The sequence below is a fragment of the Streptomyces sp. NPDC058751 genome, from assembly GCF_042746485.1.
Classification (GTDB): Bacteria; Actinomycetota; Actinomycetes; order Streptomycetales; family Streptomycetaceae; genus Streptomyces.
Genome location: NZ_JBHYPZ010000005.1, coordinates 92,743 through 119,504, shown reverse-complemented (window position 1 = coordinate 119,504; position 26,762 = coordinate 92,743). Strand labels below are relative to the sequence as shown.

The following is a 26,762-nucleotide window of genomic DNA, read 5'->3' as shown; positions in this document are numbered from 1 at the left end:
ATGGCCCCCATTCCTGGCTCCGGCCTCGCCAAGGGTCTGGCCGTCACCCTCCGCACGATGACGAAGAAGACCGTCACCGCGCAGTACCCGGACGTCCAGCCCGAACTCCCGCCCCGCACCCGTGGTGTCATCGCCCTCTTCGAGGAGAACTGCACGGTCTGCATGCTGTGCGCCCGCGAGTGCCCGGACTGGTGCATCTACATCGACTCGCACAAGGAGACGGTCCCGCCTGCCGCGCCGGGAGGCCGCGAGCGCAGCCGCAACGTCCTCGACCGCTTCGCCATCGACTTCTCCCTGTGCATGTACTGCGGTATCTGCATCGAGGTCTGTCCTTTCGACGCGCTGTTCTGGACCCCCGAGTTCGAGTACGCGGAGACCGACATCCACGAGCTCACCCACGAACGCGACAAGCTCCGCGAGTGGATGTGGACCGTGCCGGCCCCGCCCGCCCTGGACCCCGGAGCCGAGGAGCCCAAGGAGATCGCGGCCGCCCGCAAGGCCGCCGACAAACTCGCCGCCGAGCAGGCGGCCGAGGACGCCGGGCAGCCGGAGCCTCCGGTCACACCCCCCTCGGGCACGCAGGAGGGACAGTCGTGACCTTCGCAGCAGCCACGGCGACGGCGTCCCGCACGGCCACCACCGTCGCCGACGGGCACCACGGCTTCCTCTCCCCGACCGGTGTCGAGGTCGCCTTCCTCCTCGTCGGCCTGCTCACCTTCGGCGCCGCGGTCGTCACCGTCACCACCAAGCAGCTGGTGCACGCCGCGCTGTGGCTGGTGGTCGCCCTCGGCGGCCTCGCCGTCGAGTACCTCCTGCTGACGGCCGAGTTCATCGCCTGGGTGCAGGTCCTCATCTACGTCGGCTCCGTCGTCGTCCTCCTCCTGTTCGGTCTGATGCTCACCAAGGCCCCGATCGGCCGCTCCCCGGACGCCGACTCGGGCAACCGCTGGGCCGCCCTGACCGTGGCCGTCGCCTCGGCCGGCGCCCTGGTCTGGGTCGTCGTCGACGCCTTCCGCACGACGTGGGTCGACCTGGACGGCGCCCCCGCCGGTTCCACCGAGGTGACCGGGGCCTCGCTGTTCCAGAACTGGGTCCTCCCCTTCGAAGCGCTCTCCGTCCTCCTCCTCGCCGCCCTGGTCGGCGCGATCGTCCTCTCCCGCAAGGCGAAGGCGGACACCGCCGCGGCGACCACGACCGCCACCACCCCGCGCGTCCCCGGAGGCCGCGACGGCGAGCAGGACAAGGAAGGTGTCCGCTGATGCACCTCGCCTACCCTGCCGTGCTCGCCGCCCTCCTGTTCTGCACGGGCCTGTACGGAGTCCTGGCGCGCCGCAACGCGATCCTGGTCCTGATGTCGGTCGAGCTGATGCTCAACGCCGTCAACCTGAACCTCGTCGCCTTCGACGTCTGGCTCTCCAGGGCCGCCCGCGACACCCTGCACTCCGGCCAGGCCCTGACCCTGTTCACCATCGCCGTCGCCGCCGCCGAGATCGGCATCGGCCTGGCGATCGTCCTCGCCGTGTACCGCAACCGCGGCACCTCGGACATCGACAAGCTCCGCGACACCGCCGAGGGCCACGGCCCCGACGACCCCGACAGCGACGCCCCCGCGGCCGAGAAGGCTGAGGCCACCGCGTGACCACGACCACCCTCGCCGTCCTCGTCCCCCTCCTTCCGTTCCTCGGCGCCGTCGCCGGACTCCTCCTCGGCCGCACGGCCCCGGGCCTCGTCCGCCCGCTCGCCGTCCTGCCCGTCCTCGCCTCGCTCGTCCTCGCCGTGACGGTCGCGGTGGACCAGGGCGGCGGCCGGGCCGTCGACACGCACACCGAACTCACCCCGACCGGCTCGGTCCCCATCGAACTGGGCCTGCACATCGACGGCTTCGCCGCCCTCGTCGCCGTACTCGTCGGCGTCGTCGCCACCTGCGTGCAGATCTACTCGACGGGCTACCTCCACGACGACCCGCGCTACCCCTCGTACGCCGCCCTCGTCTCCCTGTTCACCTCCGCGATGCTGCTCGTCGTCTACTCCGGCGACCTGATGGTGCTGCTGGTCGGCTGGGAGATCATGGGCATCTGCTCGTACTTCCTGGTCGGCCACTACTGGGAGACCCCGGAAGCCCGCGCCGCCTCCCTCAAGGCCTTCCTGGTCACCAAGCTCGGCGACGTCCCCTTCCTCATCGGTCTGTTCGCGCTGGCCACCGACGCCGGCTCCTTCCGGATCACCACGGTCCTCGGCACCGTGGCGAGCGGCGGGCTGCACCACCCGACCGTCGTCGCCCTGCTGCTCCTCGCGGGCGTGGCGGGCAAGTCGGCGCTGTTCCCGCTGCACACCTGGCTGCCCGACGCGATGGCGGGTCCCACACCCGTCTCCGCGCTGATCCACGCCGCGACGATGGTCGCCGCCGGTGTCTACTTCGTCGCCCGGCTCCTCCCCGTCTTCCAGGCCTCCGCGGCCGCGATGGTCGTCCTCGCCGTCATGGCCGGCGTCACGATGGTCGGTTCGGGACTCGCGGCGCTCGCCCAGGACGACATCAAGCGGGTCCTCGCCTACTCGACGATCGGCCAGCTCGGCTACATGGCCGGTGCCCTCGCCGTCGGCGACCGCGGTGCCGCCGTCTTCCACCTCCTCGCGCACGGCGCCTTCAAGGCGCTGCTGTTCCTCGCCGCCGGCGTGATCATCCACGCCACCGGCACCAACTCGCTGGCCGCCATGTCCCGGATGAAGGACCTGCGCGTCCGCGTACCCGACGCCTTCTGGACGATGACCGTGGCGCTGCTCGCACTCGCCGCGATCCCTCCCTTCAGCGGCTTCTTCTCCAAGGAGGCCGTCCTCGGCGCCGCCGAGCACGTCGCCACGGGGCACACCGAGCAGGCCCCCGGCGCCGCGGGCTGGATCGTCCTGGTGACCGGTCTGGTCACCGCCGTCCTCACCGCCGCGTACGCGACCCGGCTGTGGCTGCTGGCCTTCCGCGGCCACGGAGCCGACGCCCCCGACCACGGCAGGCAGCCGGTCACCATGACGGCCGTGCTGTGGGTGCTCGCCGTTCCCTCGATCGTGTTCGGCCTGGCGTTCGGCCCGCTGTCCGACTGGTTCGACGGCCGCGACCTGACGCCGGTCCTCACCACCTCGGTGCTCGGCACGGGACTCGCCCTGGTCGGCGGGATCGTCACCTACGGAGCCTGGCGGCACACCACCGCCCTGGTGTCGCGCGTCCCCCTGGGGGCGGTCGCGGCACACCCGGACGCCGACGCGGGACACGTCGAGGCCGAGGCCATCGCCGCCCACGAGCCCGTCTTCGGAGACGTCGCCCACGCACCCGACCCGGCGGACCCGGGCCGGCTGCTGCTCGGCCCGCTGCACCGCCACGCGGCCGTCGGCTTCCACCTCGACGCCGTGTACTCCGCGCTGTTCGTCCGCCCGGTCCAGGCCGGAGCCTCGCTCGTCCGGTTCCTCGACCGAGAGGTCGTCGACACCTACGTACGCGGCGCGGGCGCCCTACCCCGCTGGCTCGGCACCGCCGTACGGCGTGCGCAGACCGGCAATGTGCAGACCTATGTGAGCGCGCTGCTCGCCGGCACCGTCGTCCTGGTGGTCGCCGCCCTCCTCGTCGCCACGGGAGCGTGAGCAGGCGTGATCGATATCAGTGAATCCGTGATGCAGGTTCTTCTCGCGTTGATCGTCGTCGGCCCGCTCATCGGGGCCGCCGCCGCTCTTCTCCCCGCACCGCCGGGACTGAAGGGGAAGTCGCCCGAACAGGCGGTGCTGCGGCACGGCGTGACCGTCACGGGCGTGGTCCTCATCGCCGCGGTCGTCCTCGCGTTCGGCTTCGACCACGACCACCCGTCGAAGATGCAGGCCACGACGGACATCAGCTGGATCCCCGCACTCGACGTGCGGATCCACCTCGGCGTCGACGGCATTTCCCTCCCCCTTCTGGTCCTGACCGCGCTGCTGACCTTCCTCTGCGCGCTGTACTCCTACTTCAAGATGCCTTCGGGCCCGACCCCGAAGGCGTTCGTCGCACTGCTGCTCGTCCTCGAGTCCGGCACGCTCGCGACCTTCGCCGTCCTCGATCTGCTGCTGTTCTTCCTGGCGTTCGAGACGGTGCTCATCCCGATGTACTTCCTCATCGCACGGTGGGGAGGAGCCCAGCGCCAGGCCGCGGCCTGGAAGTTCATCCTCTTCACCCTGCTCGGTTCCGTGGTCATGCTGCTGGGCCTGCTCCTGATCGGAATCAAGGCGGGCACATTCGACATGGTGGCACTCGCCACTGACAACGGCCGGTCGCTGAGCACATCCGTGCAGGTCACCGCCGTTCTGGCGATCGGGATCGGGCTCGCGGTCAAGACCCCGATGTGGCCGCTGCACAGCTGGCTGCCCGACGCCCACACCGCCGCCCCGACCGTCGGATCGGTCCTGCTGGCCGGCGTCATGCTGAAGATGGGCACGTACGGGTTCGTACGGATCCTGCTGCCCGTCACACCCGACGGCTTCCGGACCTTCGCCCCCTACCTCGCCGCCTTCGCCGTGGTCGGGATCATCTACGGTTCCCTGGCCTGCCTGGCCCTGGCCAAGCAGGGCGCGAAGGGCGACCTCAAGCGGCTCATCGCCTACTCCTCCGTCGGCCACATGGGCTTCGTCCTGCTCGGCATCTCGACGATGGACGCGACCGGCGTGAACGGCGCCTTGTTCGCCAACATCGCCCACGGCCTCATCACCGGCCTCCTCTTCTTCCTCGTGGGAGCGCTGAAGGACCGCACGGGCACCACCGACCTCGACACCCTCGCCGAGGAGTCCGGAGCCGCGCTGTACGGCAAGGCACCGCGACTCGGCGGCCTGCTGGCCTTCGCCGCCGTCGCCTCGCTCGGACTGCCGGGCCTCGCCGGTTTCTGGGGCGAGATGCTCGCGCTGTTCGGCGCGTTCGAACCCGCCCCCGGCCTCAGCCGCCCCGCCTACCTGACGTTCATGACGATCGCCGCGTTCGGCACGCTGCTCACCGCCGCGTACATGCTCATCGTCGTCCGCCGCGTCTGCATGGGCGCGACACCCCGGGAGACACCGAAACTCCTCGACGTCCAGACCTACGAGTTCGCCGCCTGGACACCGCTCGTCGCCCTCACCGTCGCCGCCGGCCTGTGGCCCCGGGCCCTGCTCGGTCTGACCGACCCGGCCGTACAGCAGCTCCTCGCAGGAGGCACCCGATGAGTTCCCTGGTCCAGTCCGTCGACTGGCTCGCCATCGCGCCGCCCACCCTCGCGGCGGTCGCCGGACTCGTCGTCCTCGTCACCGATCTCTTCATCGGCGACACGAGGAAGGCCGTACTCGGCTGGATGTCCGTCGCGGGCCTCGCCGCGTCCACGCTCCTGCTCCTGCCCCTGCGCGACGGCGACCGGGCCACGTTCTGCCTGACCGGCGCCACCGACACCTGCAGTTACGTGGCGGACGGCTTCACCCTGGTCATCCAGCTCCTGGTCCTCGGCGGCGCGCTCCTCGTCGCCCTGCTGTCGGTCACCGCGCTGAAGGACGCCGACCGGGAACTCCCCGAGGGGGAGTACTGGTTCCTGCTGCTCTCCTCCGCCGCGGGCGCCGCCCTCCTGCCGGCCTCCCGCGACCTCGCGACCCTCATCGTCGCGCTGGAGGTCGCCTCGCTGCCCGCCTTCGCGCTCGTCGGCATCAAGCGCGGCGACAAGAAGTCCTCGGAAGCGGCCCTGAAGTTCTTCCTGTCCTCCGTCACCGCGACCGCGGTGAGCCTCATGGGCGTCAGCTTCGTCTACGCGACGACAGGCACCCTCTACCTCACCCGGATCGCGGACGGGATCCAGCACGTCGACGGGCAGTTCCACACCCTCGCCCAGGCAGGTGTCGTCCTCACCCTCGTCGGCTTCGCCTTCAAGACGGCCGCCGTGCCCTTCCACTTCTGGGTGCCCGACACCTACGTGGGCGCGCCCCTGCCGATCGCCGCCTACCTGTCGGTCGTCGGCAAGGCGGTCGGCTTCTCCGGGCTCATCCTCGTCACCGTCGTCGCCCTCCCCTCGTACGCGGACGTCTGGGGCCCGGCGCTGGCGGCGCTTGCGGCCCTCACCATGACCGTCGGGAACGTCGGCGCCCTGCGGCAGCGGCCCACGCGCGCGTACAGCGCGGTACGGCTGCTCGCCTGGTCCTCCGTCGGCCAGGCCGGATACCTCCTGGTCCCGATCGCGGCCGCCGCCTACTCCGAGGACGCCCAGAAGGCCATCGGCTCCACGGTCGCGTACGCCCTCATGTACACCGCCGTGAACCTCGGAGCCTTCGCCGTGGCCGCCGTGGTGGCCCGCCGGAGCCCCCTGAACCGCATCAGCGACTACCGCGGCCTGTACGCCGAGAGCCCCCTCTCCGCGCTGGTCCTCGGCTTCTTCCTGCTCTGCCTCGCCGGCCTGCCGCCGGGCGTCATCGGCCTCTTCGCCAAGGTGACCGTCTTCTCGGCGGCCGTCGACGCGGGGCTCGGCTGGCTGGCCGTCGTCATGGCCGTCAACGTGGTGATCGCGCTCTTCTACTACCTCCAGTGGACGGCGCTGCTCTTCCGTGCCCCCGAAGGCGAGCCGGGCACGCACCGCGCACCGGCTCCGCTCACCGCGGCCATCGCCCTGACAGCCGTCCTGGGCGTCGTCCTGTCCGGGGCGCCCCAGCTGGTCCTCCGCTTCTCGGAGACCGCCCTCTTCTGAACCGCCACCCCCTGAAACGGCCCTCCACGGAGTCCCCGAGGGGCACACGCGCGCGCGTGGACGGGCCGTCCGAATCACCCGGACGGCCCACCCGCCAGGCAACGCGCACAAGGGAACTAGTGCCTCCCGTCTGGCGTTGACCAGTACGGGAGGATCCACTGAAGAGTGGAAGCAGAGCATCAGCAAGCAAAGGGTTCCCCCGCCGCACGACTTGGAGGGCTACCGTGCACCGCCGGCACAACGGGCTCAGGACAGCCGTACTCCTCGGGGGACTGTCCGCACTCATCTTGGTCATCGGCAGCTTCTTCGGGCGCACAGGCCTGATCGTCGCGCTGTTCATCGCCGTCGGGACGAACGCCTACGCGTACTGGAACAGCGACAAACTGGCTCTACGCGCGATGCGCGCCCGCCCGGTGAGCGAGTTCGAGGCCCCGGCCCTGTACCGCATGGTCCGCGACCTCTCGACACAGGCCCGCCAGCCCATGCCGCGCCTGTACATCTCACCGACGGAGGCGCCGAACGCCTTCGCGACGGGTCGCAACCCGCGCAACGCGGCCGTGTGCTGCACCGAGGGGATCCTGCGCATCCTGGACGAGCGCGAGCTGCGCGGTGTCATCGGCCACGAGCTCAGTCACGTCTACAACCGCGACATCCTGATCTCGTCCGTCGCCGGCGCCCTCGCTTCCGTGATCATGTTCCTGGTCAATTTCGCCTGGCTGATCCCCGTCGGCCGGTCCAACGACGACGACGGCCCCGGCATCCTCGGACTGCTCCTGGTCATGATCCTCGGCCCGATCGCCGCATCTCTCATCCAACTCGCCATCAGCCGCTCCAGGGAGTACGAGGCGGACGCGTCCGGCGCCCAGCTCACCGGCGACCCGCTCGCCCTCGCGAGCGCGCTGCGCAAGCTCGAGACGGGCACGAAGCAACTCCCGCTGCCTCCCGAGCCGCGCATCGAGACCGCAAGCCACATGATGATCGCGAACCCATTCCGTCCGGGACAGGGAATGTCGAAGATGTTCTCCACGCATCCGCCGATGGCGGAGCGCATCTCCCGGCTCGAGCAGATGGCAGGCCGTCAGCAATGAAGACAATTCTGAACGTCATTTGGCTCGTCCTGAGCGGCTTCTGGCTGTTCCTCGGGTACCTCGCCGCGGGCATCATCCTGTGCATCACGATCATCGGAATCCCGTTCGGCATCGCGTCGTTCCGTATCGGCATCTACGCGCTGTGGCCGTTCGGCTATACGACGGTGGAGCGCCACGACGCCGGCGCCCCGTCCTGCATCGGCAACGTCCTGTGGCTCGTCCTCGCGGGCTGGTGGCTCGCCCTGGCCCACGTCGTCACGGGCATCGCCATGTGCATCACGATCATCGGCATCCCCTTCGGCATCGCCAACTTCAAGCTCATCCCGATCTCGCTGTTCCCGCTGGGACGCGAAATCGTCCGCACCGACGAGCCGTTCGCCGGGCGGTAGGAGCACGGGACCACCCACCGCGCTCCGCGCCGGGAACGGGGCCGGTGTCCCTCTCGCGTCCGGGTTGTCCACAGGCCGCCCGATTGTCGGCGGTGCGCTGCATCATGAACCCATGACCGAGATCGAGCAGTTGCTGGCACGGGTCGCCACGGAGGCCCGCAACACCCGTCCGTGGGGCTGGCCTTCGCTCCCCGCCCCCGTGGGGCCGGACGAGGTCGCCCGCGCCGAGGCCGCCCTCGGCTTCCCCCTGCCCGCACTGCTCGCCTCGCTCTACCTGCGGATAGGGGACGGCGGATTCGGTCCGGAATACGGCCTGTTGCCCCTGCTCGACGGCCAGCCGTCGGGCGAGCCGGCGGCTGTTCCGCAGTACCTCGCCAGCCGCGAGAGCGGCCGCAAGGACCCCGACTGGCCCTGGCCCGAGGGCGTCCTGCCCATATCCCACTGGGGCTGCGGAATGTACGCGTGCGTGGACTGCCGGAGCCCCGACGGCACCGTCCTGCTCTTCGAGCCCAACGCCGACCGGGCCGACCACGCCTGGTACGTGGACGCACCCGACCTCGCGACCTGGCTGCTCGCATGGCTGGAGGGAACGGGCTGGTACGAGGAGTCCAGCGACGACGCGGACCTCCCTCCCTGGCCCGACTTCCCCCTGCGTACGACGGCGACGCGGGCTCCCTGACCTCCTGAACCACGGGAGCACGGGACGGCACTCAGCGAGAGGCCGCCCACAGCCGTACGCCGTACGCGGCCGCCCCCACCGCCAGGACCGCCGCGCCGGCGACCACCGAAGCCCCCGGCAGTGCACAGGCCAGCGTCACGCAGCCGAGGAGACCCAGCACCGGCACGACCCGCGATGCCGGGGCCGGACCCAGCGTCCAGGCGGAGGCGTTGGCGATCGCGTAGTACGCCAGCACACCGAAGGAGGAGAAGCCGATCGCACCGCGCACGTCCACGGTCGCGGCCAGCACCGCGACCACCGCGCCCACGGCCAGTTCCGCCCTGTGCGGGACCTGGAATCGAGGATGGACGGCGGCCAGGGCACCCGGCAGATGACGGTCGCGGGCCATGGCCAGCGTGGTCCGCGAGACACCCAGGATCAGGGAGAGAAGAGAGCCGAGCGCGGCCACGGCGGCCCCCACCCGCACGACCGGCACGAGCCCCGGCAGTCCGGCCGCTCGTACGGCGTCCGCCAGCGGCGCCGGGGCGAGTCCCAGCCCGTCCGTTCCGAGCACCGAAAGGACGGCGACGGCGACCGCCGCGTACACCGCGAGCGCGATGCCCAGCGCCGACGGGATCGCGCGCGGGATGGTGCGCGCCGGATCGCGCACCTCCTCGCCGAGCGTGGCGATCCGCGCGTACCCGGCGAACGCGAAGAAGAGCAGACCGGCGGCCTGGAGCACCCCGGCCGCGCCGGACGACAGACCGATGCCCAGCCGCCCGGCATCGGCGGCATCGGACCCGAGACACCCCACCACCACGGAAGCGAGGACCGCCAGGACCACCGCCACGATCACCCGCGTCAGCCAGGCCGACTTCTGGATGCCGCCGTAGTTCACGGCGGTCAGCGCGACGACCGCGGCGACCGCCACCGCGTGCGTGTGCGCGGGCCAGACGTACGCGCCCACGGTGAGTGCCATCGCCGCGCAGGAGGCCGTCTTGCCGACGACGAACGACCAGCCCGCCAGATATCCCCAGAAGGTCCCCAGCCGCTCGCGCCCGTAGACGTACGTGCCGCCGGAAGCGGGGTACAGGGCGGCCAGGCGGGCCGAGGACATCGCGTTGCAGTAGGCGACGAACGCGGCGACCGCGAGCCCGAGCAGGAGCCCGGACCCGGCCGCCCGCGCGGCGGGGCCGAGCGCGGCGAAGACACCGGCACCGATCATCGAGCCGAGCCCGATGACCACGGCGTCACCGACCCCTAGGGTGCGGCGCAATTCGGGACTGGACGGTGGCATACGCCGCACCCTACTGATCACCGCAACCGCCGGGAGCCGTGGAGACGTCCTGTTCATCAGCCCGATGCCCGAACGGCACCGGTACGTGCGACTCGCACCGGACACGGACAGCACGGACACGGCCCGTCCGGACCGGGATCACAGGGCCTGGACAGCGTGAACACGGGACGGAAGGGCAGGTTTCAGGGCATGGGGATCATCAGCTGGATCGTTCTGGGGCTGCTCGCCGGCGCCATCGCCAAGTTCCTGCTCCCGGGGCGTGACCCGGGAGGCTTCGTCGGAACGACCGTCATCGGTGTCGTGGGCGCCTTCGTCGGCGGCTGGATATCGGCCCGCTGGCTGGACCACCCCGTCAGCAAGCACTTCTACGACGGTGCCACCTGGGTCGCGGCCATCGGCGGCTCGCTCGTCCTGCTGATCCTCTACCGCATCCTGTTCGGCGACTCGCGCCGCTGAGCCGGCGTCGCCCGGACCGCGGCCGACGGACGACAAGGGTGGACACCCGGGGTGCCCACCCTTCCTCGTACCGCTGTCCGCTCCCGCGGGCCCGTCATGGCGCCTGCCGGGCGTTCTACCGGTAGTTCACGAACTGCAGGGCGAAGTCGAAGTCCTTGCCCTTGAGGAGGGCCTGAACGGCCTGCAGGTCGTCGCGGCTCTTCGAGCTGACACGCAGCTCGTCGCCCTGCACCTGGGCCTTCACGCCCTTGGGGCCCTCGTCGCGGATGATCTTCGCCACCTTCTTCGCGTTCTCCTGGGAGATGCCCTCCTCGATGGTCGCGAAGATCTTGTACTCCTTGCCGGAGAGCTGGGGCTCACCGGCGTCCAGCGACTTCAGCGAGATGCCGCGCTTGATCAGCTTGGTCTCGAACACGTCGAGGACGGCCTTCACCCGCTCCTCGGAGTTCGCCTCCATGAGGATCTTCTCGCCGGACCAGGAGATGGAGGCGCCGACGTTCTTGAAGTCGTAGCGCTGCGAGATCTCCTTGGCGGCCTGGTTGAGGGCGTTGTCGACCTCCTGCCGCTCGACCTTCGAGACGATGTCGAAACTGGAGTCGGCCATGTCCTGTGGCTCCTTGTATCGGGGTGCGTAGGGGCGGCCGTCGAGCCCGACGTAGGCCTCCGGCCGCATCCGCATAAGCCTAGCCACCCCCCTCCCCCCAAGCGTCGATCAATTGGGTGGCGAAGCATCCCCGAGCATCGGGTATCGTTTACGTCGTTGCCAGGGAGCACCGCGAAAGCGAGGCTCAGGGGCAGCAACCCCGGCGGTGTGCCCGAGCGGCCAAAGGGAGCAGACTGTAAATCTGCCGGCTTCGCCTTCCCAGGTTCGAATCCTGGCGCCGCCACATGAAGGTAAACCCCCTTCGACCAGCCTTAACGGCAGGTCGGAGGGGGTTTCTTCGTTCCCGGTCCTGTTCGATCCGGCTGTCCGCGCGCCCCCGGGTCTGGTCGAGCACCTTGGCGTCCACCCCGGAACTGAGCCGGAACGACACCCCGGCGTGCCGTGGGTCGTAGGGGCGGCGGGCCGGCGGAGAAGCCGTCTCCGTCTTGCTCGGCACGTTCTTTCGGGCGTTCGCCCACACCTCTCCGTAGCCCGTCTCTTGCAGGAGCCCATTGCGGTTCGCCCGGAAGGGCCGGCCGTCGGGTGCCGTGCCGTGCGCGGTGATGTGCTCCCGCAGCATGCGGACGAAGTGCGGCGGGATCGGCACCGGACGGCGTTCACGGACCGCGTGGCGCCCTGGTGGATCCGGTGTTCACCCCGGGGCGTCCGCACGGTCCGTGTGGTGGGCGGACGCAGGGATCGGGGGGCTTCGTGTTCGGCCGAACGGGGATGGCTGCGGTTCACGAGGATGCGTGGACGTGTGACGGCCGCGCTGTCATGCTCACGCTGGCGTCCGGCGTGAATCCGGCGCGTGGGGGGGCGTGATGCACCAGGTCGTGATCTGTTTCGCGATGCTCATGGGGGTGGCGGCGCTGTGGTCTGCCGGCAAAGGCATCGCGGCGATCACGCGTGGTCGGCTGTTCGCCCGTGCTGGGCGACATGTCGTGCGGCCCCGCGTCTTCGGCTGGGGGATGCTGGTGATGGCCGTCGGGGTGGCCTCGCTGGCGGTCGAAATGGTGGTGCTCACCGACCCGATCCGATGGGTGGCAAGGCTTGCTTCCTTCGGGCTCGTCTTTCTCGCCGAGAGGACCGTTCGGGCGAGCCGACACCCCGGCGTCGGCTCAGTGGGCCTGGACCGGCCCCAGCCGGATCGGCGTGCGTAGCCAGCTGCAGAAACGACTGCGCTTGATCACGGACGGCCGGACGTCGGGTCTGCCGCCGCCATCGCGGTGGCACCGGGATGGCGGGGTGCCGTGCCGAAGTCCCGTCCCAGGGGGCAGCGGCTGGCGCGTTGCGTTTCATGCGGTGGTGTGCGCACCCGTGTCGTCCCCGCGCCCTGTCGGGCTGCACATGAAAACTGCAACCGGAGTGAAAGCTACCCCTTGTTCGCCCTGTGGCGATCGGGAACATCGGGGCGGCATGAACTCCAAGAGGTTGAAGCGGTCATTGGCCGGGGTGACTGCGGCGGGGGCGTCGGTGCTGTTTGGTTCACCACCCGCCCGGGCCGGTGACTGCATCGGGAACGTGACAAAGGCGGTGCGTGAGGAGCACCCGTACGTCTCGCTCGTGATGGCGAAGCGCTACGTGGATGAACTGCCCGGGTGAGGGCGGTGAGTTGATGCGGGGGAGCTGATACCAGGCGGGCGTCGGCCATGGTCTGTTTCGTTCCCGTGCTTCGAATTCTTCCTGCGGGGGAAAGTTTCACCCGGTGACGGATGCGGATACGGATACGAAAATGCGTGACATTCCTCGGACGGGGAGTTTTCGTCCGGTCCGGCGTAGTGCATCGGTGCGGTGGGTGGTGACGGGAGTCCTGGTCCGCGGGGCACACTGATCCCATGTCATCGCGTCGCAGGAGCTGCCCCGAGTGCCGTCGGGAGATCGCCGTCGTCGCCGGGCGGTTCGCCCGGCACGATCCGCAGGGCGCGCGGGGGACCGGGGAACTGGTCTCGTGCCCCGGTTCGCGCCGGGAGGCGTTCATCGGGGCGGCGCAGCCCACGCTGGACGGCTACGTCGTTCCCGATTTTCCCGGCCAGCTCCCGCTGTTCTGAGCGGGGAGCGGGAAGCGGAGAGTGGGGGCCTGGCAGCCCCGGTGGCGGTCAGGAGCGGCCCTAGTTCCCCGCCACCGCCTTCACCGCGACCGAGACCGGTGTCGAGCCGCTGACGGCTTCCAGGGTCAGGCCGGTGGTGGCCGGGGTGTCGACCAGTTCGGCGAGGAGCGCGGCGACGTCGTCGCGGGGGATCGTGCCGCGGCCGGTCGAGACCTCCAGGCGTACGAGGCCGGTTCCGGCGTCGTCGATCAGGCCGCCGGGGCGCAGGATCGTCCAGTCCAGACCCGTACGGCCGCGGATGTACTCGTCGGCCTCGCCCTTGGCGCGCAGGTACGCGTCGAAGACGTCGTCACCCGTGTGGGCCGGGTCCGCGCCCATGGAGGAGACGACCACGTGTCGACGTACGCCCGCGCGCTCGGCGGCGTCCGCGAACAGGATCGCGGCGCCCTTGTCCACCGTCTGCTTGCGGTCCGCGCCGCTGCCCGGGCCCGCGCCCGCCGCGAAGACGGCCGCGTCCGCGCCCTGCAGATGCGCGGCGACCTCCTCCACCGATGCCGATTCCAGGTCGCACAGGACGGGCTCGGCGCCGGCCGTCCGCAGGTCGTCCCCCTGTTCGGCGCGGCGGATGATCCCCGCGACCTCGTCCCCGCGTGCGGAGAGCAGCCGCTCCAGCCGCAGCGCGATCTGACCATGACCACCAGCGATGACAATGCGCATGTTTCCGACCGTACGCCCGGATGACCGCGTTCGCCGCACAACCCTGTGGGCAACTCGTGCGTCACATGGGTGATCACTGTGAACGCGTGGGTGATCGCCGCGAGAACGCGTCGGAACGAGTGAACACGCGAACGAAGGAACGCCGTGCGGGGCCGTGCGGCGTCGCACGAGGAGACCATCATCACCGTCATACGCAAGACCGTCACCGCGGTCGGCTGCACCGCCGTCCTTCTCACCGCGGCCGCCGCCTGCGGCACGGTCCAGAACCTCACGGCCGGGCAGAAGGTGGACCAGGCCGTCTCCCGTCTCGGCGAACAGAAGTCGCTCGCCTTCCAGTTGGACCTGGACGCCGACGCGGCCGCGATCGACGCCGTCGCGGGCGAGGACGGTTCCGAGGAACCCCTTCCGCCGGAGTTCGCGAAGTTCGTCAGCGGTCTGCAGGTCGACGTCTCCGTCAAGTCCCGCAAGGAACTGGCGGATTCGGGTGAGAAAGACCTCGTCGGAACGAGCGTGAAGATCGCGGGCGCCGACGGCGTCCTGGTCGAGTACCGGATCGTCGGCGACTTCATGTACTACCGCAGCGACATGAAGGCCATCGGTGAGGCGATGGGCTTTCCCGTACCGACGGCCGACGATTTCTCCTCGGACCAGAAGGAGTTCAGGAAGATCCTCGAAGGCGAGTGGGTGAAGGTCGACACCAAGGAGCTGGAGCGGGCGCGGAAGTCCGCCGGGGGCGCCCCGAAGGGTGACGACGAGGAGATCGACGCCAAGACCCAGAAGAAGGTTCTCGACGCCGTGCGCGGTGTCATCGGCCACGAGGTCAGGTTCCGGACCAAGGGCGGTTCCGGCGGGGTCGAGCACGTCATCGCCACGGGCAACGTCCGTGACCTGCTCACCGGCGTCTTCGACAAGCTCCGTCCGCTGCAGAAGGACCTTCCGGCGGGCGCGGAACTCCCCGCCGCGGAGGAGCTGGAGGAGGCGCCGAACAAGAAGGCCGCCGTCGACTTCACCCTGAAGGACGGCGACCTCCGGCAGATCCGGTTCGACCTGTCCGTTCTCGTCGACGGCCCGGTCAAGGCCAAGCTTCCCCTCGTCCTGAAGTTCTCCGAAGCGGGTGACGTCGGGGCGCCGTCCGGAGCCACCGAGTTCCCCGTGGGCAAGATTCCCGGCGACAGTCCGCTGGGCGCCTTCATGGGCGGCGGGCTCTAGCGAAAAAGGGGGGGGCGGGTTCCTGCCGCCCGAGGCGTCAGAACCCCGGCCAGGACGGCTCTTCCCGTCCCTGCCGGGGCAGTTCGAGCCCGGAATCGGCCGCCGAGTCGCAGTACTCCCGCACCGCGCTGGTCCGTGCCACCACGCGCCCGCGGTGGATCACGATCCGGCTGTACGCGAGGGACAGCACCCCCGCCAGCCGGTCCCCGCGGACGGCGAGCAACTCGGCCGGGAACCCCGCCTCCACACGCACCTCGGGCAGCCCGAGGACGGCCCGGGCGGCACGACCGACCGTGTCGTACGCCTCCTCGGGACGCAGCCCGTACCGCGAGGCCAGCAGGTACGCGGCCTCCAGCGGGTCCCCGCGGCCCACCGGGTTGGACACGTCGCGCAGGGAGCCGCTGCCCGCCGCGACCCGTACCCCGGCCGCCCGCAGCAGCCGTACGGGAGCGGTGCCCCGCCGGTCGGCCGAGCCGCAGCCGCCCTGCGGCAGACACACCACCGTCACTCCCGCCGCGGCGAGTTGGTCCGCGGCGCGGGAGGCCGCCCCGGCGGGCAGCCGGCCGAGCCCGCCGCACGGGCCGAGGGTCACCCCGGGCCGCAGCCCGCCCGCCATCGCGGCGAGGCGGGCGAGCCGGGCGGGATCGGCCGCGTCCGTGTGCAGGTCGACCGGACAGCCGTGCTCGGAGGCGAGTTCCAGGACCGCCTCGACGTACCCCGTCGGATCGGGGTCGGCGTCCGGGCAGCCGCCCACCACGGAAGCGCCCATCTTCAGGGCGTCCCGCAGCATCGCGAGACCGTCGGCACCGGCCGCCCCGGTCAGCACCCGCGGCATCGCGACCGTCGCCACCTCGGCGAGCCCCCGCAGCGACCGCCGCACCTCGAGCACCGCCGCCAGCGCGTCCAGCCCCTGTACGTCACCGACGCGCACGTGGGACCGCAACGCCGTCGCCCCGTGCCCCAGTTGCAGCAGGGCCGCCTCGGTGGCCCGGCGCCGGACCGCCCGGTCGTCGTAGGCGAGAGGTCCGTCGTCCTCGGCGGTCAGGGCGGTGTCGCCGTGCGCGTGGGCCTCGGCGGGGGCCGGCAGGAGGAGGTAACCGTCGAGGTCCACCTTCGCGGCGCGAGCCCCCGAGGCGCCCGCCGCCAGGCTTCCGGCGGTGCCCACCGCCTCGATACGGCCGCCGCCCAGCCGTACGTCCACGGTCCGGCCGTCGGTGAGCCGTGCCCCGCACAGCAGGAGAGCGGCCGTGGCGGTCCGTCCCGAGGACGAGTGGGGCGGCTGCTGCTGACTGTCGGGCATCGCGCTCCTGTGGCTCGGGGGCGGCTGCGGAGGGACGGCTGCGGAGCGTGGGGACACAAGATCACGCAGTGTGGGTCGAGCCTAGGACGGCGACCCGTCGGCGTCAGGGAGGAGCGCAATAGTCGTACCGGCGTGGCCCGTGGGCCGGGACCGGCCGTCTTCGGGGTGGGCCCGGGGGCCGGAGGTCTTCGGTACCGGCCCGGCACCGGCCGTGCCGCCCCGGTGGCCGGAGAGCCGTCACCCCCTGTGATCCAGGAGCCCCAAGGGACGTGTGAGGGCTCCCGGGAACGTCCGGGGAAAGGCCCGTGATCAGGGCCGGGCGGGTGCCGCGAAACGGATTTGGGCGATCGGCGGCGGACCGTGTAATGTCTTCATCGCTCGCCCCAATAGCTCAGTCGGCAGAGCGTCTCCATGGTAAGGAGAAGGTCTACGGTTCGATTCCGTATTGGGGCTCTGGTGTGAGAGGTTCCCGTCGAGAGACGGGGCCCGATCGCATCTCAGCGGTGTAGCTCAGTCGGTAGAGCAAGCGGCTCATAATCGCTGTGTCACCGGTTCAAGTCCGGTCACCGCTACAGACAGTAGCCGATTGTGGGGTCGGTCCTTCGATCGGCTACTCTTCTATGCGTTAATGTCCCATCCGTTCGTCAAGGAGCACTCCTGTGGCTGCCACCGACGTCCGCCCGAAGATCACGCTGGCCTGCGTGGAGTGCAAGGAGCGGAACTACATCACCAAGAAGAACCGGCGTAACAACCCGGACCGACTGGAGATGAAGAAGCACTGCCCGCGTTGCAACGCGCACACCGCGCACCGCGAAACGCGATAATTCAGGCTCGTACACGAGGCCGTCCCCCTCACGGGGGGCGGCCTCGCGTCGTTGTGGAACCGGTGCCCGGTGCGTACCCGGCGTCATGAGCGGGACCGGAGTTTTCGAGCGAAGATGGGCCGTCCGGCCAAAACGGCCGGTCCCGCTGCGGCAGCCGTGACGGCCGTCACGACGAAGGCGGCCGGCGCGGTGAAGACACCCGGTGCGGTGAAGGTGCCGGGCGCAGCGAAGACAACCAGCGCAGCGAAGACAACCAGGAGGTGCCGAGCCCATGGCGCTCGACCAGTCCTTCGTGGGGCGGTCCTACCCGCCCACCGACCCCTACGAGGTCGGTCGGGAGAAGATCCGCGAGTTCGCGGAGGCCGTGGGGGACAGCAACCCTGCGTACACGGACCCCGAGGCCGCACGTGCTCTCGGTCACCCCGACGTGATCGCCCCGCCCACCTTCGTGTTCGCCATCACGTTCAAGGCGGCGGGCCAGGTCATCCAGGACCCGCAGCTGGGCCTCGACTACAGCCGCGTGGTGCACGGCGACCAGAAGTTCGTCTACACGCGCCCGGTGCGCGCGGGCGACCGGCTCACGGTCACCTCGACCATCGAGTCGATCAAGTCCCTCGCGGGCAACGACATCCTGGACGTCCGTGGCGAGGTCCACGACGAGGCGGGCGAGCACGTCGTGACGGCCGTCACGAAGCTCGTGGCCCGCGCGGCGGAGGTGGGCTGACATGGCGGCGAAGATCTCTTACGCGGACGTCGAGGTCGGCACCGAGCTGCCGGCCCGGACGTTCTCCGTGACGCGCGCCACGCTCGTGCAGTACGCGGGGGCCTCCGGGGACTTCAACCCGATCCACTGGAACGAGAAGTTCGCGGTCGAGGTGGGCCTTCCCGACGTCATCGCGCACGGCATGTTCACCATGGCCGAGGCGATCCGTGTGGTGACCGACTGGGCGGGCGACCCGGCCGCCGTCGTCGAGTACGGGGTCCGCTTCACCAAGCCCGTCGTCGTCCCGAACGACGACAAGGGCGCCACCGTCGAGGTGAGCGCCAAGGTCGCCGCCAAGCTCGACGACAACACCGTGCGCGTCGACCTCACGGCGACCAGCGGCGGCCAGAAGGTGCTGGGGATGTCGCGAGCGGTCGTACGGCTGGCCTGACCTCGGGGTCCGGAGGCGCCCGGGGCCACCGGGCGTCCGCGCTCCGGCTGCCGGGCGGCAGTGCTTCGGCTTCCCGGTAAGGGGCGCCCGTCCATGACGGGCGCCCCTTACGCGTTTCCGGCCTCCGTCCGTCCTTGACCCAGTTAGTGATTGAGTACTAACTTTGTCGCATGGTCAGGATGAGCGCGGAGGAGAGGCGCGAGAGCGTCGTTCGCGCGGCGATGAGCGAGTTCGCCCGCGGTGGCTACCACGGCACGTCCACCGAGGCGATCGCCCGGCGCGTGGGCGTCTCGCAGCCGTATCTCTTCAGGCTCTTCCCGGGCAAGAAGGCGATCTTCCTGGCGGCCGCCGAACGCTGCATGGAACTGTCCCGGCAGACGATGGTGGGGGCCGCCGAAGGGCTGGAGGGCGAGGAGGCCCTGCACGCCATGGCCAACGCCTACGTCAAGGTCATCTCGGAGCACCCGGAGCGGCTGCTCATGCAGATGCAGACGTACGTCGCGGTGGCGGCGGCCGAGGAGGCGGGCGACCACGAGTTCGGCGAGGCCGTCCGGGCGGGCTGGATGCGGCTGTGGGACGCCGTTCACGGGCCGCTCGGGGCCGACGTCGGCGAGACCTCGACCTTCATGGCGTACGGGATGCTCATCAACTGCATGGTGGCGATGGGGTTCCCGCCCGGGCACCGGGTCTGGGAAGGGGTCTACCCGTCGGCGCGGATCACGGGCCGGCTGGAGAAGTAGCGCGAGAGGGAAGGCGGAACTCCGCGCCTTTTCATGCCCATCAAAGTTAGTCATCAATAACTAACGTCAATGGCGATCACATCACGCTCAGGGGGAGCGATGTCTCAGAGGACGACAAAGACGGCGGACACGGCACCGGAACCGGAACCGACCACGCGTCGCGGCGGAGCCGGGTGGGCGCTCCTCGTCACGAGCGTCGCCGGTTTCATGGCGGCCCTCGACAACCTCGTCGTCACCACCGCACTGCCCTCCATCCGCGAGGATCTCGGCGGAGCGCTCGACGACCTGGAATGGACCGTGAGCGCCTACACGCTCACCTTCGCCGTCCTGCTGATGTTCGGCGCTGCGCTCGGGGACCGGTTCGGCCGCCGCAGGCTCTTCCTGGTCGGCCTGAGCGTCTTCACCGGCGCCTCGGCCGCCGCGGCCATGGCGCCCGGCATCGACTCGCTCATCGCCGCCCGCGCGGTCCAGGGCGTCGGCGCGGCGATCATGATGCCCCTGACCCTGACCCTGCTGACGGCCGCGGTCCCCGCCGCCAAGCGCGGAACGGCGTACGGGATCTGGGGCGCCGTCAACGGACTCGCGGTCGCCTCCGGGCCCCTCATCGGCGGCAGCCTCACCGAGCACGTCTCCTGGCACTGGATCTTCTGGCTTAACGTTCCGCTGGGGCTCGCGGTGCTCCCGCTCGCCCGGCTGCGCCTGTCCGAGTCGTTCGGCGCCGGCGCCCGGCTCGACCTGCCCGGCACCCTGCTCGCCAGCGGCGGCCTCTTCGGGATCGTCTACGGCCTGGTCCGCGGGCCCGCCGACGGCTGGACCGGCACGTACGTCCTGACCGGCCTGATCCTCGGCGCCGCGCTGCTCGTCGGCTTCGTCGTCCACGGCACCCGGGCGAAGAACCCGATGCTCCCGATGCGGCTCTTCCGCTCCCGCGCCTTCGCCGGGATCAACGCGGCCGGCCTGCTGATGTTCCTCGGGATGTTCGGCTCGATCTTCCTGCTCAGCCAGTACATGCAGGGCGTGCTCGGCTACTCGCCGACCGAGGCGGGGCTGCGGATGCTTCCCTGGACCGGCATGCCGATGCTCGTCGCGCCCGTCGCCGGTTACCTGTCCGACCGCGTCGGCGGGCGCCCCGTCGTCGCCACCGGGCTCTTCCTGCAGGCCGCCGGGCTCGCGTACTACGCCGTCGTGGTCGCCGCCGACGCCTCGTACGCCTCCCAGCTGCCCGCGCTGATCATCAGCGGCATCGGGATGTCGCTCTACTTCGCCCCGGCCTCCAACCTGGTCATGTCCAGCGTCCGGCCCCAGGAGCAGGGCGTCGCCTCCGGCGCCAACAACGCGTTGCGCGAGGTGGGCGGCGCGCTCGGCGTCGCGGTGATGTCCTCGATCTTCTCGGCGCAGGGCGGCTACGCGACGGCCGAGACCTTCATCGACGGACTGCGGCCCGCGCTCGTGGTCGGTGCCTTCGCCGTGGCCCTCGCGGGGATCGCGGTCCTGGCCATCCCGGCCGCCCGGCGCACCGAGCCGACGGCCGACGCTCCCACGCGCTTGCCGGACGCTCCGGAGGCCGTCCCGCTGGAGACCGTCTCCCGCTGACGGGACGCCCCGCCGAAGGCGCCGGTGCCACGGCCCCGCCCCCACGGGCGGGGCCGTTCGCACGCCGGGAGCGCACCGGTGGCGGGGCGCCCCCACCCCTTCTCGTACTCTTGGGCCCGTGCAGGAACTCCACGATGCCCCGCTCGCCCCGCTGACCACCTTCCGGCTCGGCGGTCCGGCCGCCCGGCTGATCACCGCCACGACCGACGACGAGGTCGTCGCCGCCGTGCGCGAGGCCGACGACTCCGGTACGCCGCTGCTGCTCATCGGCGGCGGCTCGAACCTGGTCATCGGCGACGAGGGCTTCGCCGGGACCGCCCTGCGCATCGCCACGAAGGGCTTCTCCCTCGACGGTACGAACCTGGAGCTGGCCGCGGGCGAGGTGTGGACCGACGCGGTCGCCCGCTCCGTCGAGGCCGGGCTCGCCGGGATCGAGTGCCTCGCGGGGATCCCCGGGTCGGCCGGTGCGACACCGATCCAGAACGTGGGCGCGTACGGCCAGGAAGTGTCGTCGACGATCACCGAAGTGATCGCCTACGACCGGAAGACGCGCGAGACGGTCACGCTGACCAACGCCGAGTGCGACTTCTCGTACCGCCACAGCCGCTTCAAGGCGGACCCCGAGCGCCATGTGGTGCTGCGGGTGCGCTTCGGTCTTGAGGACGCCCAGGGGCTGTCGGCGCCGATCAAGTACGCCGAGACGGCCCGTGCGCTCGGCGTGGAGCCCGGCGACCGCGTGCCCCTCGACGCGGCGCGCGAGACCGTCCTGAAGCTCCGTGCGGGCAAAGGCATGGTGCTCGACCCCGAGGACCACGACACCTGGTCCGCGGGATCGTTCTTCACCAACCCGATCCTCACGGACGAGGCGTTCACCGCGTTCCGCGCGCGCGTGGAGGAGCGGCTCGGCGCCGACGCCGCACCGCCGGCGTACCCGGCGGGCGAGGGACACACCAAGACCTCCGCGGCCTGGCTCATCGACAGGTCGGGCTTCACCAAGGGCTACGGAACCGGGCGCGCCCGCATCTCCACCAAGCACACCCTCGCCCTGACCAACCGGGGCGGGGCCACCACCGAGGACCTGCTCGGGCTGGCCCGGGAAGTCGTCGCCGGTGTCCGCGAGGCGTTCGGGATCACGCTCGTCAACGAGCCGGTGACGGTGAACGCGAGCCTCTGACCGGCGTACCGGCGTACCGGCGTACCGGCACCCGGGCACCACGGCACCCCGGCCCCCCGGCGGGCGCCCGTCACCCACGCCCCCGCTCCCACGCAGCCGCGCGGGCGCGCCCTAGTAGGCGATCCCCACACCCTGCTTCACGGTCCCCGGATCGTCGATCATCGCCAGCATCGCGTGGGCCACGTCGGCGCGCGCGATGAAGCGGCCCCGGGGCGGGGAGCCTCCGACGACCGTGCGGTACGAGCCGGTCAGCGGCTTGTTCCGGAGCCGGGGCGGCCGGACCACGGTCCAGTCCGTGGCACTGGCCGCCAGCGCGCCCTCCATCTCCCGCAGGTCGGCGTAGACGTCCTTCAGCAGCGCGGAGATCAGCCCCAGCATCGCGCGGTCGAGGAGCGTGTCGTCCTGCGCGGCGGGTCCGACCGGGGCCGCACTGACGACCAGCAGCCGCCGTGCCTGCTCCGCCTCCACGGCGGCCAGCACCGTACGGGTGAGCCGGGCCGCGACCCCGGCGTCCTTGAGGCTGCGCGCGCCGAGGCCGGACAGGACCGCGTCCCGCCCCGCGACGGCGGGGCGCAGCGGTCCCGGGTCGGTGAGATCCGCGCGGACGACCTCCAGACCCGCGCCCGTGACGGTGAGCCGCGCGGGGTCGCGGACGACCGCCGTGACCTGGTGGCCCGCGCCCAGGGCCTGGCGGACGATCTCCTGGCCGATGCCTCCGGTGGCACCCAGAACGGTGAGTTTCATGACCTGCTCCGCAACGTGTGAGAGGGGAGATGGGGTGGACGAGGGACGGAACGCCGGGACGGCCGTCCGTCCGGCCGGGCGGCCTCCGTCCGGGTGGGTGAGTGTTCACTCACCCCTGTCCCCTCTAGGGTGAGTAAGTACTCACCCACTCGTCAACCCCAAGAGGACGGGCCATGGAATCCTTGGGCCCCATGCAGCAGAAATCCGCCACGGAGACCACGCCGCCGAAGCCGGCCAGGATCCGCATCCTCGACGCGGCGCACGAGCTCATGCTCACGCTCGGCCTCTCCCGCACCACCACCAAGGAGATCGCCAGGGCGGCCGGCTGCTCCGAGGCGGCGCTCTACAAGTACTTCGCGAGCAAGGAGGAGCTGTTCATCCGGGTCCTCCACGAGCGGCTGCCCCGGCTGGGCCCTCTCCTGGAGCGGCTGACGGCCGAGCCGCGGGAGCACTCCCTGGAGGAGAACCTCACGCAGATCGCCCGCCAGGCGGCCCTCTTCTACGAGCAGAGCTTCCCGATCGCCGCCTCGCTGTACGCGGACCCGCAGCTCAAGCGCCGCCACGACGAGGCCGTGCGGGCCATGGGCGCGGGGCCGCACATGCCGATCCGGGGCGTCGCCGCCTATCTGCTGGCGGAGCAGCGGGCCGGGCGCGTGCAGCCGGACGCCGACACCTACGCGGCGGCCTCCCTGCTCCTCGGGGCCTGTGCGCAGCGGGCCTTCGCCTACGACGCCACCGAGGAGGGCACGCCGCCGCCCCTGGACGCCTTCGCTCCGGCGCTGGCCCGCACCCTGCTCGCCGGGATCGCGCCCCGGGACACGGGTGCCGCGGCCGTCGACGCGGGATAGTCCGGCCGGAGCGGTCGGGCGGCGCTCAGCCGGTCAGCCAGTCGTCGACCCCGGACAGCAGCTTCGCCCGGACGTCCTCGGGCGCGGCCGAGGCGCGGATCGACTGGCGGGCCAGTTCGGCCAGTTCCCGGTCCGTGAAGGCGTGGTGGCGGCGGGCGATCTCGTACTGGGCGGTGAGCCGGGATCCGAAGAGCAGCGGGTCGTCGGCGCCGAGGGCCATCGGGACCCCGGCTTCGAACAGGGTTCGCAGGGGGACGTCGGTGTGCTTCTCGTAGACGCCGAGGGCGACGTTCGAGGCGGGGCAGACCTCACAGGTGATCCCGCGGTCCGCGAGGCGCTGGAGCAGCCGCGGGTCCTCGGCGGCCCGCACGCCGTGACCGATCCGGGAGGCGTGCAGGTCGTCCAGGCAGTCGCGGACCGAGGCGGGCCCGGTCAGCTCGCCGCCGTGCGGCGCGGACAGCAGCCCGCCCTCGCGCGCGATGGCGAAGGCCCGGTCGAAGTCCCGCGCCATGCCCCGCCGCTCGTCGTTGGAGAGCCCGAAGCCGACGATCCCCCGGTCCGCGTAGCGCACGGCGAGCCGGGCCAGCGTGCGGGCGTCCAGGGGGTGCTTCATCCGGTTGGCGGCGACCAGGACGCGCATTCCGAGCCCGGTGTCCCGCACGGCCGAGTCGACCGCGTCCAGGATGATCTCCAGGGCCGGGATCAGACCGCCCAGGCGCGGGGCGTACGACGTCGGGTCGACCTGGATCTCCAGCCAGCCGGAGCCGTCCCGCAGGTCCTCCTCGGCGGCCTCGCGCACCAGGCGCTGGATGTCCTCGGGCTCTCTCAGGCAGGACCGCGCGGCGTCGTACAGGCGCTGGAAGCGGAACCAGCCGCGTTCGTCGGTCGCCCGCAGTTTCGGCGGTTCCCCGCTGACCAGCGCCTCGGTCAGCGTTTCGGGCAGCCGTACGCCGTACTTGTCGGCGAGCTCCAGAACGGTGCCGGGCCGCATCGACCCGGTGAAGTGCAGGTGCAGATGGGCCTTCGGAAGTTGACTGACATCACGTACGCGCTCCATCCGGAGATCCTGCCGCACCCGGACGCCGTGCCGGTAGGGCTTTCCCTGATCGGGCGCTTGCTCGAACGGACGAACGGGGGCCGGCCACTCCGCGGAGAGTGGCCGGCCCCCGTTGCGCGCGCGTGGAGCGCGGTGACGTCACCGGTGCCCCCAAGGGCGCGCGAGGACGCCCGAGGTCAGTCCGTGGCCTCGGCCAGCAGCTTCTGGATCCGGCTGACGCCCTCGACGAGGTCCTCGTCGCCGAGCGCGTACGACAGACGCAGGTAGCCCGGCGTGCCGAAGGCCTCGCCCGGGACGACCGCGACCTCGGCCTCCTCCAGGATGAGCGCGGCCAGCTCGACGGTGTCCGCGGGGCGCTTGCCGCGGATCTCCTTGCCGATCAGGCCCTTCACCGAGGGGTACGCGTAGAAGGCGCCCTCGGGCTCGGGGCAGAGCACGCCGTCGATCTCGTTCAGCATGCGCACCATGGTCTTGCGGCGGCGGTCGAAGGCCTCGCGCATCTTCGCGACGGCCGCGAGGTCGCCGGAGACGGCGGCGAGCGCGGCGACCTGGGCCACGTTCGAGACGTTCGAGGTGGCGTGCGACTGGAGGTTGGTCGCGGCCTTGACGACGTCCTTGGGGCCGATGACCCAGCCCACGCGCCAGCCGGTCATCGCGTACGTCTTGGCGACGCCGTTGACGACGATGCACTTGTCGCGCAGCTCGGGCACGACCACGGGCAGCGAGTGGAACTCCGCGTCGCCGTAGACCAGGTGCTCGTAGATCTCGTCGGTCAGGACCCACAGGCCCTTCTCGGCGGCCCAGCGGCCGATCTCCTCGATCTGCTCGCGGGTGTAGACCGCGCCCGTCGGGTTGGACGGGGAGACGAAGAGCAGGACCTTGGTGTTCTCGGTGCGGGCGGCCTCGAGCTGCTCGACCGAGACGCGGTAGCCGGTGGTCTCGTCGGCGACGACCTCCACCGGGACGCCGCCGGCGAGACGGATGGACTCAGGGTAGGTCGTCCAGTACGGCGCCGGGACGATGACCTCGTCGCCCGGGTCGAGGATCGCGGCGAAGGCCTCGTAGATGGCCTGCTTGCCGCCGTTGGTGACCAGGACCTGGGCGGCCTCCACCTCGAAGCCGGAGTCGCGCAGGGTCTTCGCGGCGATCGCGGCCTTCAGCTCGGGAAGTCCGCCGGCCGGCGTGTAGCGGTGGTACTTGGGGTTGGAGCAGGCCTCGATGGCGGCCTGGACGATGTAGTCCGGGGTCGGGAAGTCGGGCTCACCGGCGCCGAAACCGATCACCGGACGTCCGGCGGCCTTGAGTGCCTTGGCCTTGGCGTCCACGGCGAGGGTGGCGGATTCGGAGATCGCGCCGACTCGGGCGGAGACCCGGCGCTCGGTGGGAGGGGTTGCAGGGCTCATGACCCCTATCGTTTCAGACCGGAAACGCCCCCGGTACACGGGTTTCACGGACTGAACGGGGGCAGAACATCCGTACGGATCCGCACGTCCCACCAGTGGATCTTCAGCGCGACGGGTCCGTGCCGACACTTTCTGTTCGACGCCCGGCTCAGGACCACGTACACTCTCACCTCGTTGGCCTTCACCGGCCGCGCTCAACCGGTGCACACCGAGCACCCGGTCGAATGCGGTACGTTGGGGGAACCAAAGGGTCGTAGCTCAATTGGTAGAGCACTGGTCTCCAAAACCAGCGGTTGGGGGTTCAAGTCCCTCCGGCCCTGCTACACACACCTTTCGCCAGGATGTGTGCGCATGTACGTACTGCAATGCACCGCCGTGCGGCTCAACCGGGCGCGGCACGGTCACGACCCGGGAATCAGGTGAGGACGAGTGACGGACGCCGTGGGCTCCATCGACATGCCTGATGCCGAGGCGCCGGAGTCCAAGAAGAAGGCCCGCAAGGGCGGCAAGCGCGCCAAGAAGGGCCCGCTCAAGCGCCTGGCCACTTTCTACCGCCAGATCATCGCTGAGCTCCGGAAGGTCGTCTGGCCGACTCGCAGCCAGCTGACGACTTACACCACTGTGGTGATCGTGTTCGTCGTCATCATGATCGGCCTGGTGACCGTGATTGACTATGGGCTCAACCACGCCGCCAAGTACGTCTTCGGCTGAGC

Annotated in this window: 29 protein-coding genes and 4 tRNA genes; 26 read left to right on the top strand and 7 right to left on the bottom strand. The window is 70.9% G+C overall.

The window, feature by feature from the left end; translation table 11 throughout:
* From ACFW6B_RS07250 to ACFW6B_RS07210, 9 genes are all read left to right on the top strand, one after another.
* Entirely contained in the window at window positions 1-597 is a 597-nt protein-coding gene (locus ACFW6B_RS07250; protein WP_386592923.1) for a NuoI/complex I 23 kDa subunit family protein, read from the top strand.
* Window positions 594-1,259: an NADH-quinone oxidoreductase subunit J gene (locus ACFW6B_RS07245; RefSeq protein WP_386592921.1), complete on the top strand. Its 666-nt coding sequence runs from the start codon at window positions 594-596 to the stop codon at window positions 1,257-1,259. The genes ACFW6B_RS07250 and ACFW6B_RS07245 overlap by 4 nt, the downstream gene beginning before the upstream one ends.
* Window positions 1,259-1,639 carry an NADH-quinone oxidoreductase subunit NuoK gene (gene nuoK, locus ACFW6B_RS07240; protein ID WP_386592919.1) on the top strand — a complete coding sequence of 127 codons (381 nt, stop codon included), beginning with the start codon at window positions 1,259-1,261 and terminating at the stop codon, window positions 1,637-1,639. Before ACFW6B_RS07245 ends, nuoK begins: the two co-directional genes overlap by 1 nt.
* Window positions 1,636-3,627, top strand: coding sequence for an NADH-quinone oxidoreductase subunit L (locus ACFW6B_RS07235; RefSeq protein ID WP_386592916.1), 1,992 nt, complete (start codon window positions 1,636-1,638; stop codon window positions 3,625-3,627). The genes nuoK and ACFW6B_RS07235 overlap by 4 nt, the downstream gene beginning before the upstream one ends.
* 6 nt (window positions 3,628-3,633) lie before the next feature.
* Window positions 3,634-5,208: a NuoM family protein gene (locus ACFW6B_RS07230; RefSeq protein WP_386592914.1), complete on the top strand. Its 1,575-nt coding sequence runs from the start codon at window positions 3,634-3,636 to the stop codon at window positions 5,206-5,208.
* Window positions 5,205-6,704, top strand: a complete 1,500-nt coding sequence (locus ACFW6B_RS07225) for an NADH-quinone oxidoreductase subunit N (RefSeq protein ID WP_386592913.1) — start codon at window positions 5,205-5,207, stop codon at window positions 6,702-6,704. The genes ACFW6B_RS07230 and ACFW6B_RS07225 overlap by 4 nt, the downstream gene beginning before the upstream one ends.
* 224 nt (window positions 6,705-6,928) lie before the next feature.
* Window positions 6,929-7,792, top strand: a complete 864-nt coding sequence (htpX, locus tag ACFW6B_RS07220) for a zinc metalloprotease HtpX (protein ID WP_386592910.1) — start codon at window positions 6,929-6,931, stop codon at window positions 7,790-7,792.
* Window positions 7,789-8,181: a YccF domain-containing protein gene (locus tag ACFW6B_RS07215; protein ID WP_386592908.1), complete on the top strand. Its 393-nt coding sequence runs from the start codon at window positions 7,789-7,791 to the stop codon at window positions 8,179-8,181. The genes htpX and ACFW6B_RS07215 overlap by 4 nt, the downstream gene beginning before the upstream one ends.
* Before the next feature lie 112 nt (window positions 8,182-8,293).
* Window positions 8,294-8,860, top strand: a complete 567-nt coding sequence (locus ACFW6B_RS07210) for an SMI1/KNR4 family protein (protein ID WP_386592907.1) — start codon at window positions 8,294-8,296, stop codon at window positions 8,858-8,860.
* A 31-nt stretch (window positions 8,861-8,891) separates the two neighbouring features.
* On the opposite strand, the gene ACFW6B_RS07205 is transcribed toward ACFW6B_RS07210, so the two are convergent.
* Window positions 8,892-10,136: an APC family permease gene (locus ACFW6B_RS07205; RefSeq protein WP_386592904.1), complete on the bottom strand. Its 1,245-nt coding sequence runs from the start codon at window positions 10,134-10,136 to the stop codon at window positions 8,892-8,894.
* 189 nt (window positions 10,137-10,325) lie between these two features.
* Here ACFW6B_RS07205 and ACFW6B_RS07200 point away from each other — a divergent pair, with 189 nt between their 5' ends.
* A complete protein-coding gene (locus ACFW6B_RS07200; protein ID WP_386592902.1) occupies window positions 10,326-10,592 on the top strand; it encodes a GlsB/YeaQ/YmgE family stress response membrane protein in 267 nt (88 codons plus the stop codon).
* Window positions 10,593-10,707: 115 nt separating this feature from the next.
* On the opposite strand, the gene ACFW6B_RS07195 is transcribed toward ACFW6B_RS07200, so the two are convergent.
* On the bottom strand, window positions 10,708-11,196 hold the full coding sequence (locus tag ACFW6B_RS07195; RefSeq protein ID WP_386592900.1) for a YajQ family cyclic di-GMP-binding protein: 489 nt from the start codon (window positions 11,194-11,196) through the stop codon (window positions 10,708-10,710).
* 201 nt (window positions 11,197-11,397) lie between these two features.
* Here ACFW6B_RS07195 and ACFW6B_RS07190 point away from each other — a divergent pair.
* The 4 genes from ACFW6B_RS07190 to ACFW6B_RS07175 all read left to right on the top strand — a co-directional run bounded on the left by ACFW6B_RS07190 (window position 11,398) and on the right by ACFW6B_RS07175 (window position 13,286).
* Window positions 11,398-11,479, top strand: a tRNA-Tyr gene (locus ACFW6B_RS07190).
* Between the two features lie 580 nt (window positions 11,480-12,059).
* Window positions 12,060-12,398: a hypothetical protein gene (locus ACFW6B_RS07185; protein WP_386592898.1), complete on the top strand. Its 339-nt coding sequence runs from the start codon at window positions 12,060-12,062 to the stop codon at window positions 12,396-12,398.
* A gap of 256 nt (window positions 12,399-12,654) precedes the next feature.
* A complete protein-coding gene (locus tag ACFW6B_RS07180) occupies window positions 12,655-12,840 on the top strand; it encodes a hypothetical protein (protein ID WP_386592896.1) in 186 nt (61 codons plus the stop codon).
* Window positions 12,841-13,073: 233 nt separating this feature from the next.
* Window positions 13,074-13,286: a hypothetical protein gene (locus tag ACFW6B_RS07175; protein ID WP_386592894.1), complete on the top strand. Its 213-nt coding sequence runs from the start codon at window positions 13,074-13,076 to the stop codon at window positions 13,284-13,286.
* Window positions 13,287-13,346: 60 nt separating this feature from the next.
* On the opposite strand, the gene ACFW6B_RS07170 is transcribed toward ACFW6B_RS07175, so the two are convergent.
* A complete protein-coding gene (locus ACFW6B_RS07170; protein WP_386592891.1) occupies window positions 13,347-14,003 on the bottom strand; it encodes an SDR family oxidoreductase in 657 nt (218 codons plus the stop codon).
* 144 nt (window positions 14,004-14,147) lie between these two features.
* On the opposite strand from ACFW6B_RS07170, the gene ACFW6B_RS07165 reads away from it, so the two are divergent.
* A complete protein-coding gene (locus ACFW6B_RS07165) occupies window positions 14,148-15,212 on the top strand; it encodes a hypothetical protein (RefSeq protein WP_386592890.1) in 1,065 nt (354 codons plus the stop codon).
* A gap of 37 nt (window positions 15,213-15,249) precedes the next feature.
* Here ACFW6B_RS07165 and ACFW6B_RS07160 read toward each other — a convergent pair whose 3' ends face one another.
* A complete protein-coding gene (locus ACFW6B_RS07160) occupies window positions 15,250-16,512 on the bottom strand; it encodes an amidohydrolase family protein (protein WP_386592888.1) in 1,263 nt (420 codons plus the stop codon).
* Window positions 16,513-16,892: 380 nt separating this feature from the next.
* Here ACFW6B_RS07160 and ACFW6B_RS07155 point away from each other — a divergent pair.
* From ACFW6B_RS07155 to ACFW6B_RS07120, 8 genes are all read left to right on the top strand, one after another.
* Window positions 16,893-16,965: transfer RNA gene (locus tag ACFW6B_RS07155), tRNA-Thr, on the top strand.
* A 46-nt stretch (window positions 16,966-17,011) separates the two neighbouring features.
* Window positions 17,012-17,084 (top strand) — tRNA-Met (locus ACFW6B_RS07150).
* Window positions 17,085-17,171: 87 nt separating this feature from the next.
* On the top strand, window positions 17,172-17,336 hold the full coding sequence (rpmG, locus tag ACFW6B_RS07145; RefSeq protein WP_003948671.1) for a 50S ribosomal protein L33: 165 nt from the start codon (window positions 17,172-17,174) through the stop codon (window positions 17,334-17,336).
* A 271-nt stretch (window positions 17,337-17,607) separates the two neighbouring features.
* Window positions 17,608-18,060: a MaoC family dehydratase N-terminal domain-containing protein gene (locus ACFW6B_RS07140; RefSeq protein ID WP_386592886.1), complete on the top strand. Its 453-nt coding sequence runs from the start codon at window positions 17,608-17,610 to the stop codon at window positions 18,058-18,060.
* Between the two features lies 1 nt (window position 18,061).
* Window positions 18,062-18,490, top strand: coding sequence for a MaoC family dehydratase (locus ACFW6B_RS07135; RefSeq protein ID WP_386592884.1), 429 nt, complete (start codon window positions 18,062-18,064; stop codon window positions 18,488-18,490).
* 170 nt (window positions 18,491-18,660) lie between these two features.
* Entirely contained in the window at window positions 18,661-19,230 is a 570-nt protein-coding gene (locus ACFW6B_RS07130; protein ID WP_386592882.1) for a TetR/AcrR family transcriptional regulator, read from the top strand.
* A 99-nt stretch (window positions 19,231-19,329) separates the two neighbouring features.
* A complete protein-coding gene (locus ACFW6B_RS07125; RefSeq protein ID WP_386592881.1) occupies window positions 19,330-20,823 on the top strand; it encodes a DHA2 family efflux MFS transporter permease subunit in 1,494 nt (497 codons plus the stop codon).
* Between the two features lie 118 nt (window positions 20,824-20,941).
* A complete protein-coding gene (locus ACFW6B_RS07120; RefSeq protein ID WP_386592879.1) occupies window positions 20,942-21,997 on the top strand; it encodes a UDP-N-acetylmuramate dehydrogenase in 1,056 nt (351 codons plus the stop codon).
* A 111-nt stretch (window positions 21,998-22,108) separates the two neighbouring features.
* Here the strand turns inward: ACFW6B_RS07120 and ACFW6B_RS07115 are convergent, their stop codons facing one another.
* Window positions 22,109-22,741, bottom strand: a complete 633-nt coding sequence (locus tag ACFW6B_RS07115) for an NAD(P)-dependent oxidoreductase (protein ID WP_386592877.1) — start codon at window positions 22,739-22,741, stop codon at window positions 22,109-22,111.
* A gap of 191 nt (window positions 22,742-22,932) precedes the next feature.
* Here ACFW6B_RS07115 and ACFW6B_RS07110 point away from each other — a divergent pair, with 191 nt between their 5' ends.
* The gene (locus ACFW6B_RS07110; protein WP_386592875.1) at window positions 22,933-23,589 is read left to right on the top strand and encodes a TetR/AcrR family transcriptional regulator; all 657 of its coding nucleotides are present in this window, start codon (window positions 22,933-22,935) and stop codon (window positions 23,587-23,589) included.
* Between the two features lie 25 nt (window positions 23,590-23,614).
* On the opposite strand, the gene ACFW6B_RS07105 is transcribed toward ACFW6B_RS07110, so the two are convergent.
* Together ACFW6B_RS07105 and ACFW6B_RS07100 are read right to left on the bottom strand one after the other, a co-directional pair.
* Window positions 23,615-24,646 carry an adenosine deaminase gene (locus ACFW6B_RS07105; RefSeq protein ID WP_386592873.1) on the bottom strand — a complete coding sequence of 344 codons (1,032 nt, stop codon included), beginning with the start codon at window positions 24,644-24,646 and terminating at the stop codon, window positions 23,615-23,617.
* 176 nt (window positions 24,647-24,822) lie between these two features.
* A complete protein-coding gene (locus ACFW6B_RS07100; protein WP_386592871.1) occupies window positions 24,823-26,049 on the bottom strand; it encodes a pyridoxal phosphate-dependent aminotransferase in 1,227 nt (408 codons plus the stop codon).
* A 247-nt stretch (window positions 26,050-26,296) separates the two neighbouring features.
* Between ACFW6B_RS07100 and ACFW6B_RS07095 the strand changes: the two genes are divergently transcribed.
* A tRNA-Trp gene (locus ACFW6B_RS07095) sits at window positions 26,297-26,369 on the top strand.
* Between the two features lie 109 nt (window positions 26,370-26,478).
* Window positions 26,479-26,760, top strand: coding sequence for a preprotein translocase subunit SecE (secE, locus tag ACFW6B_RS07090; protein ID WP_037627049.1), 282 nt, complete (start codon window positions 26,479-26,481; stop codon window positions 26,758-26,760).
* Window positions 26,761-26,762 lie beyond the last annotated feature (2 nt).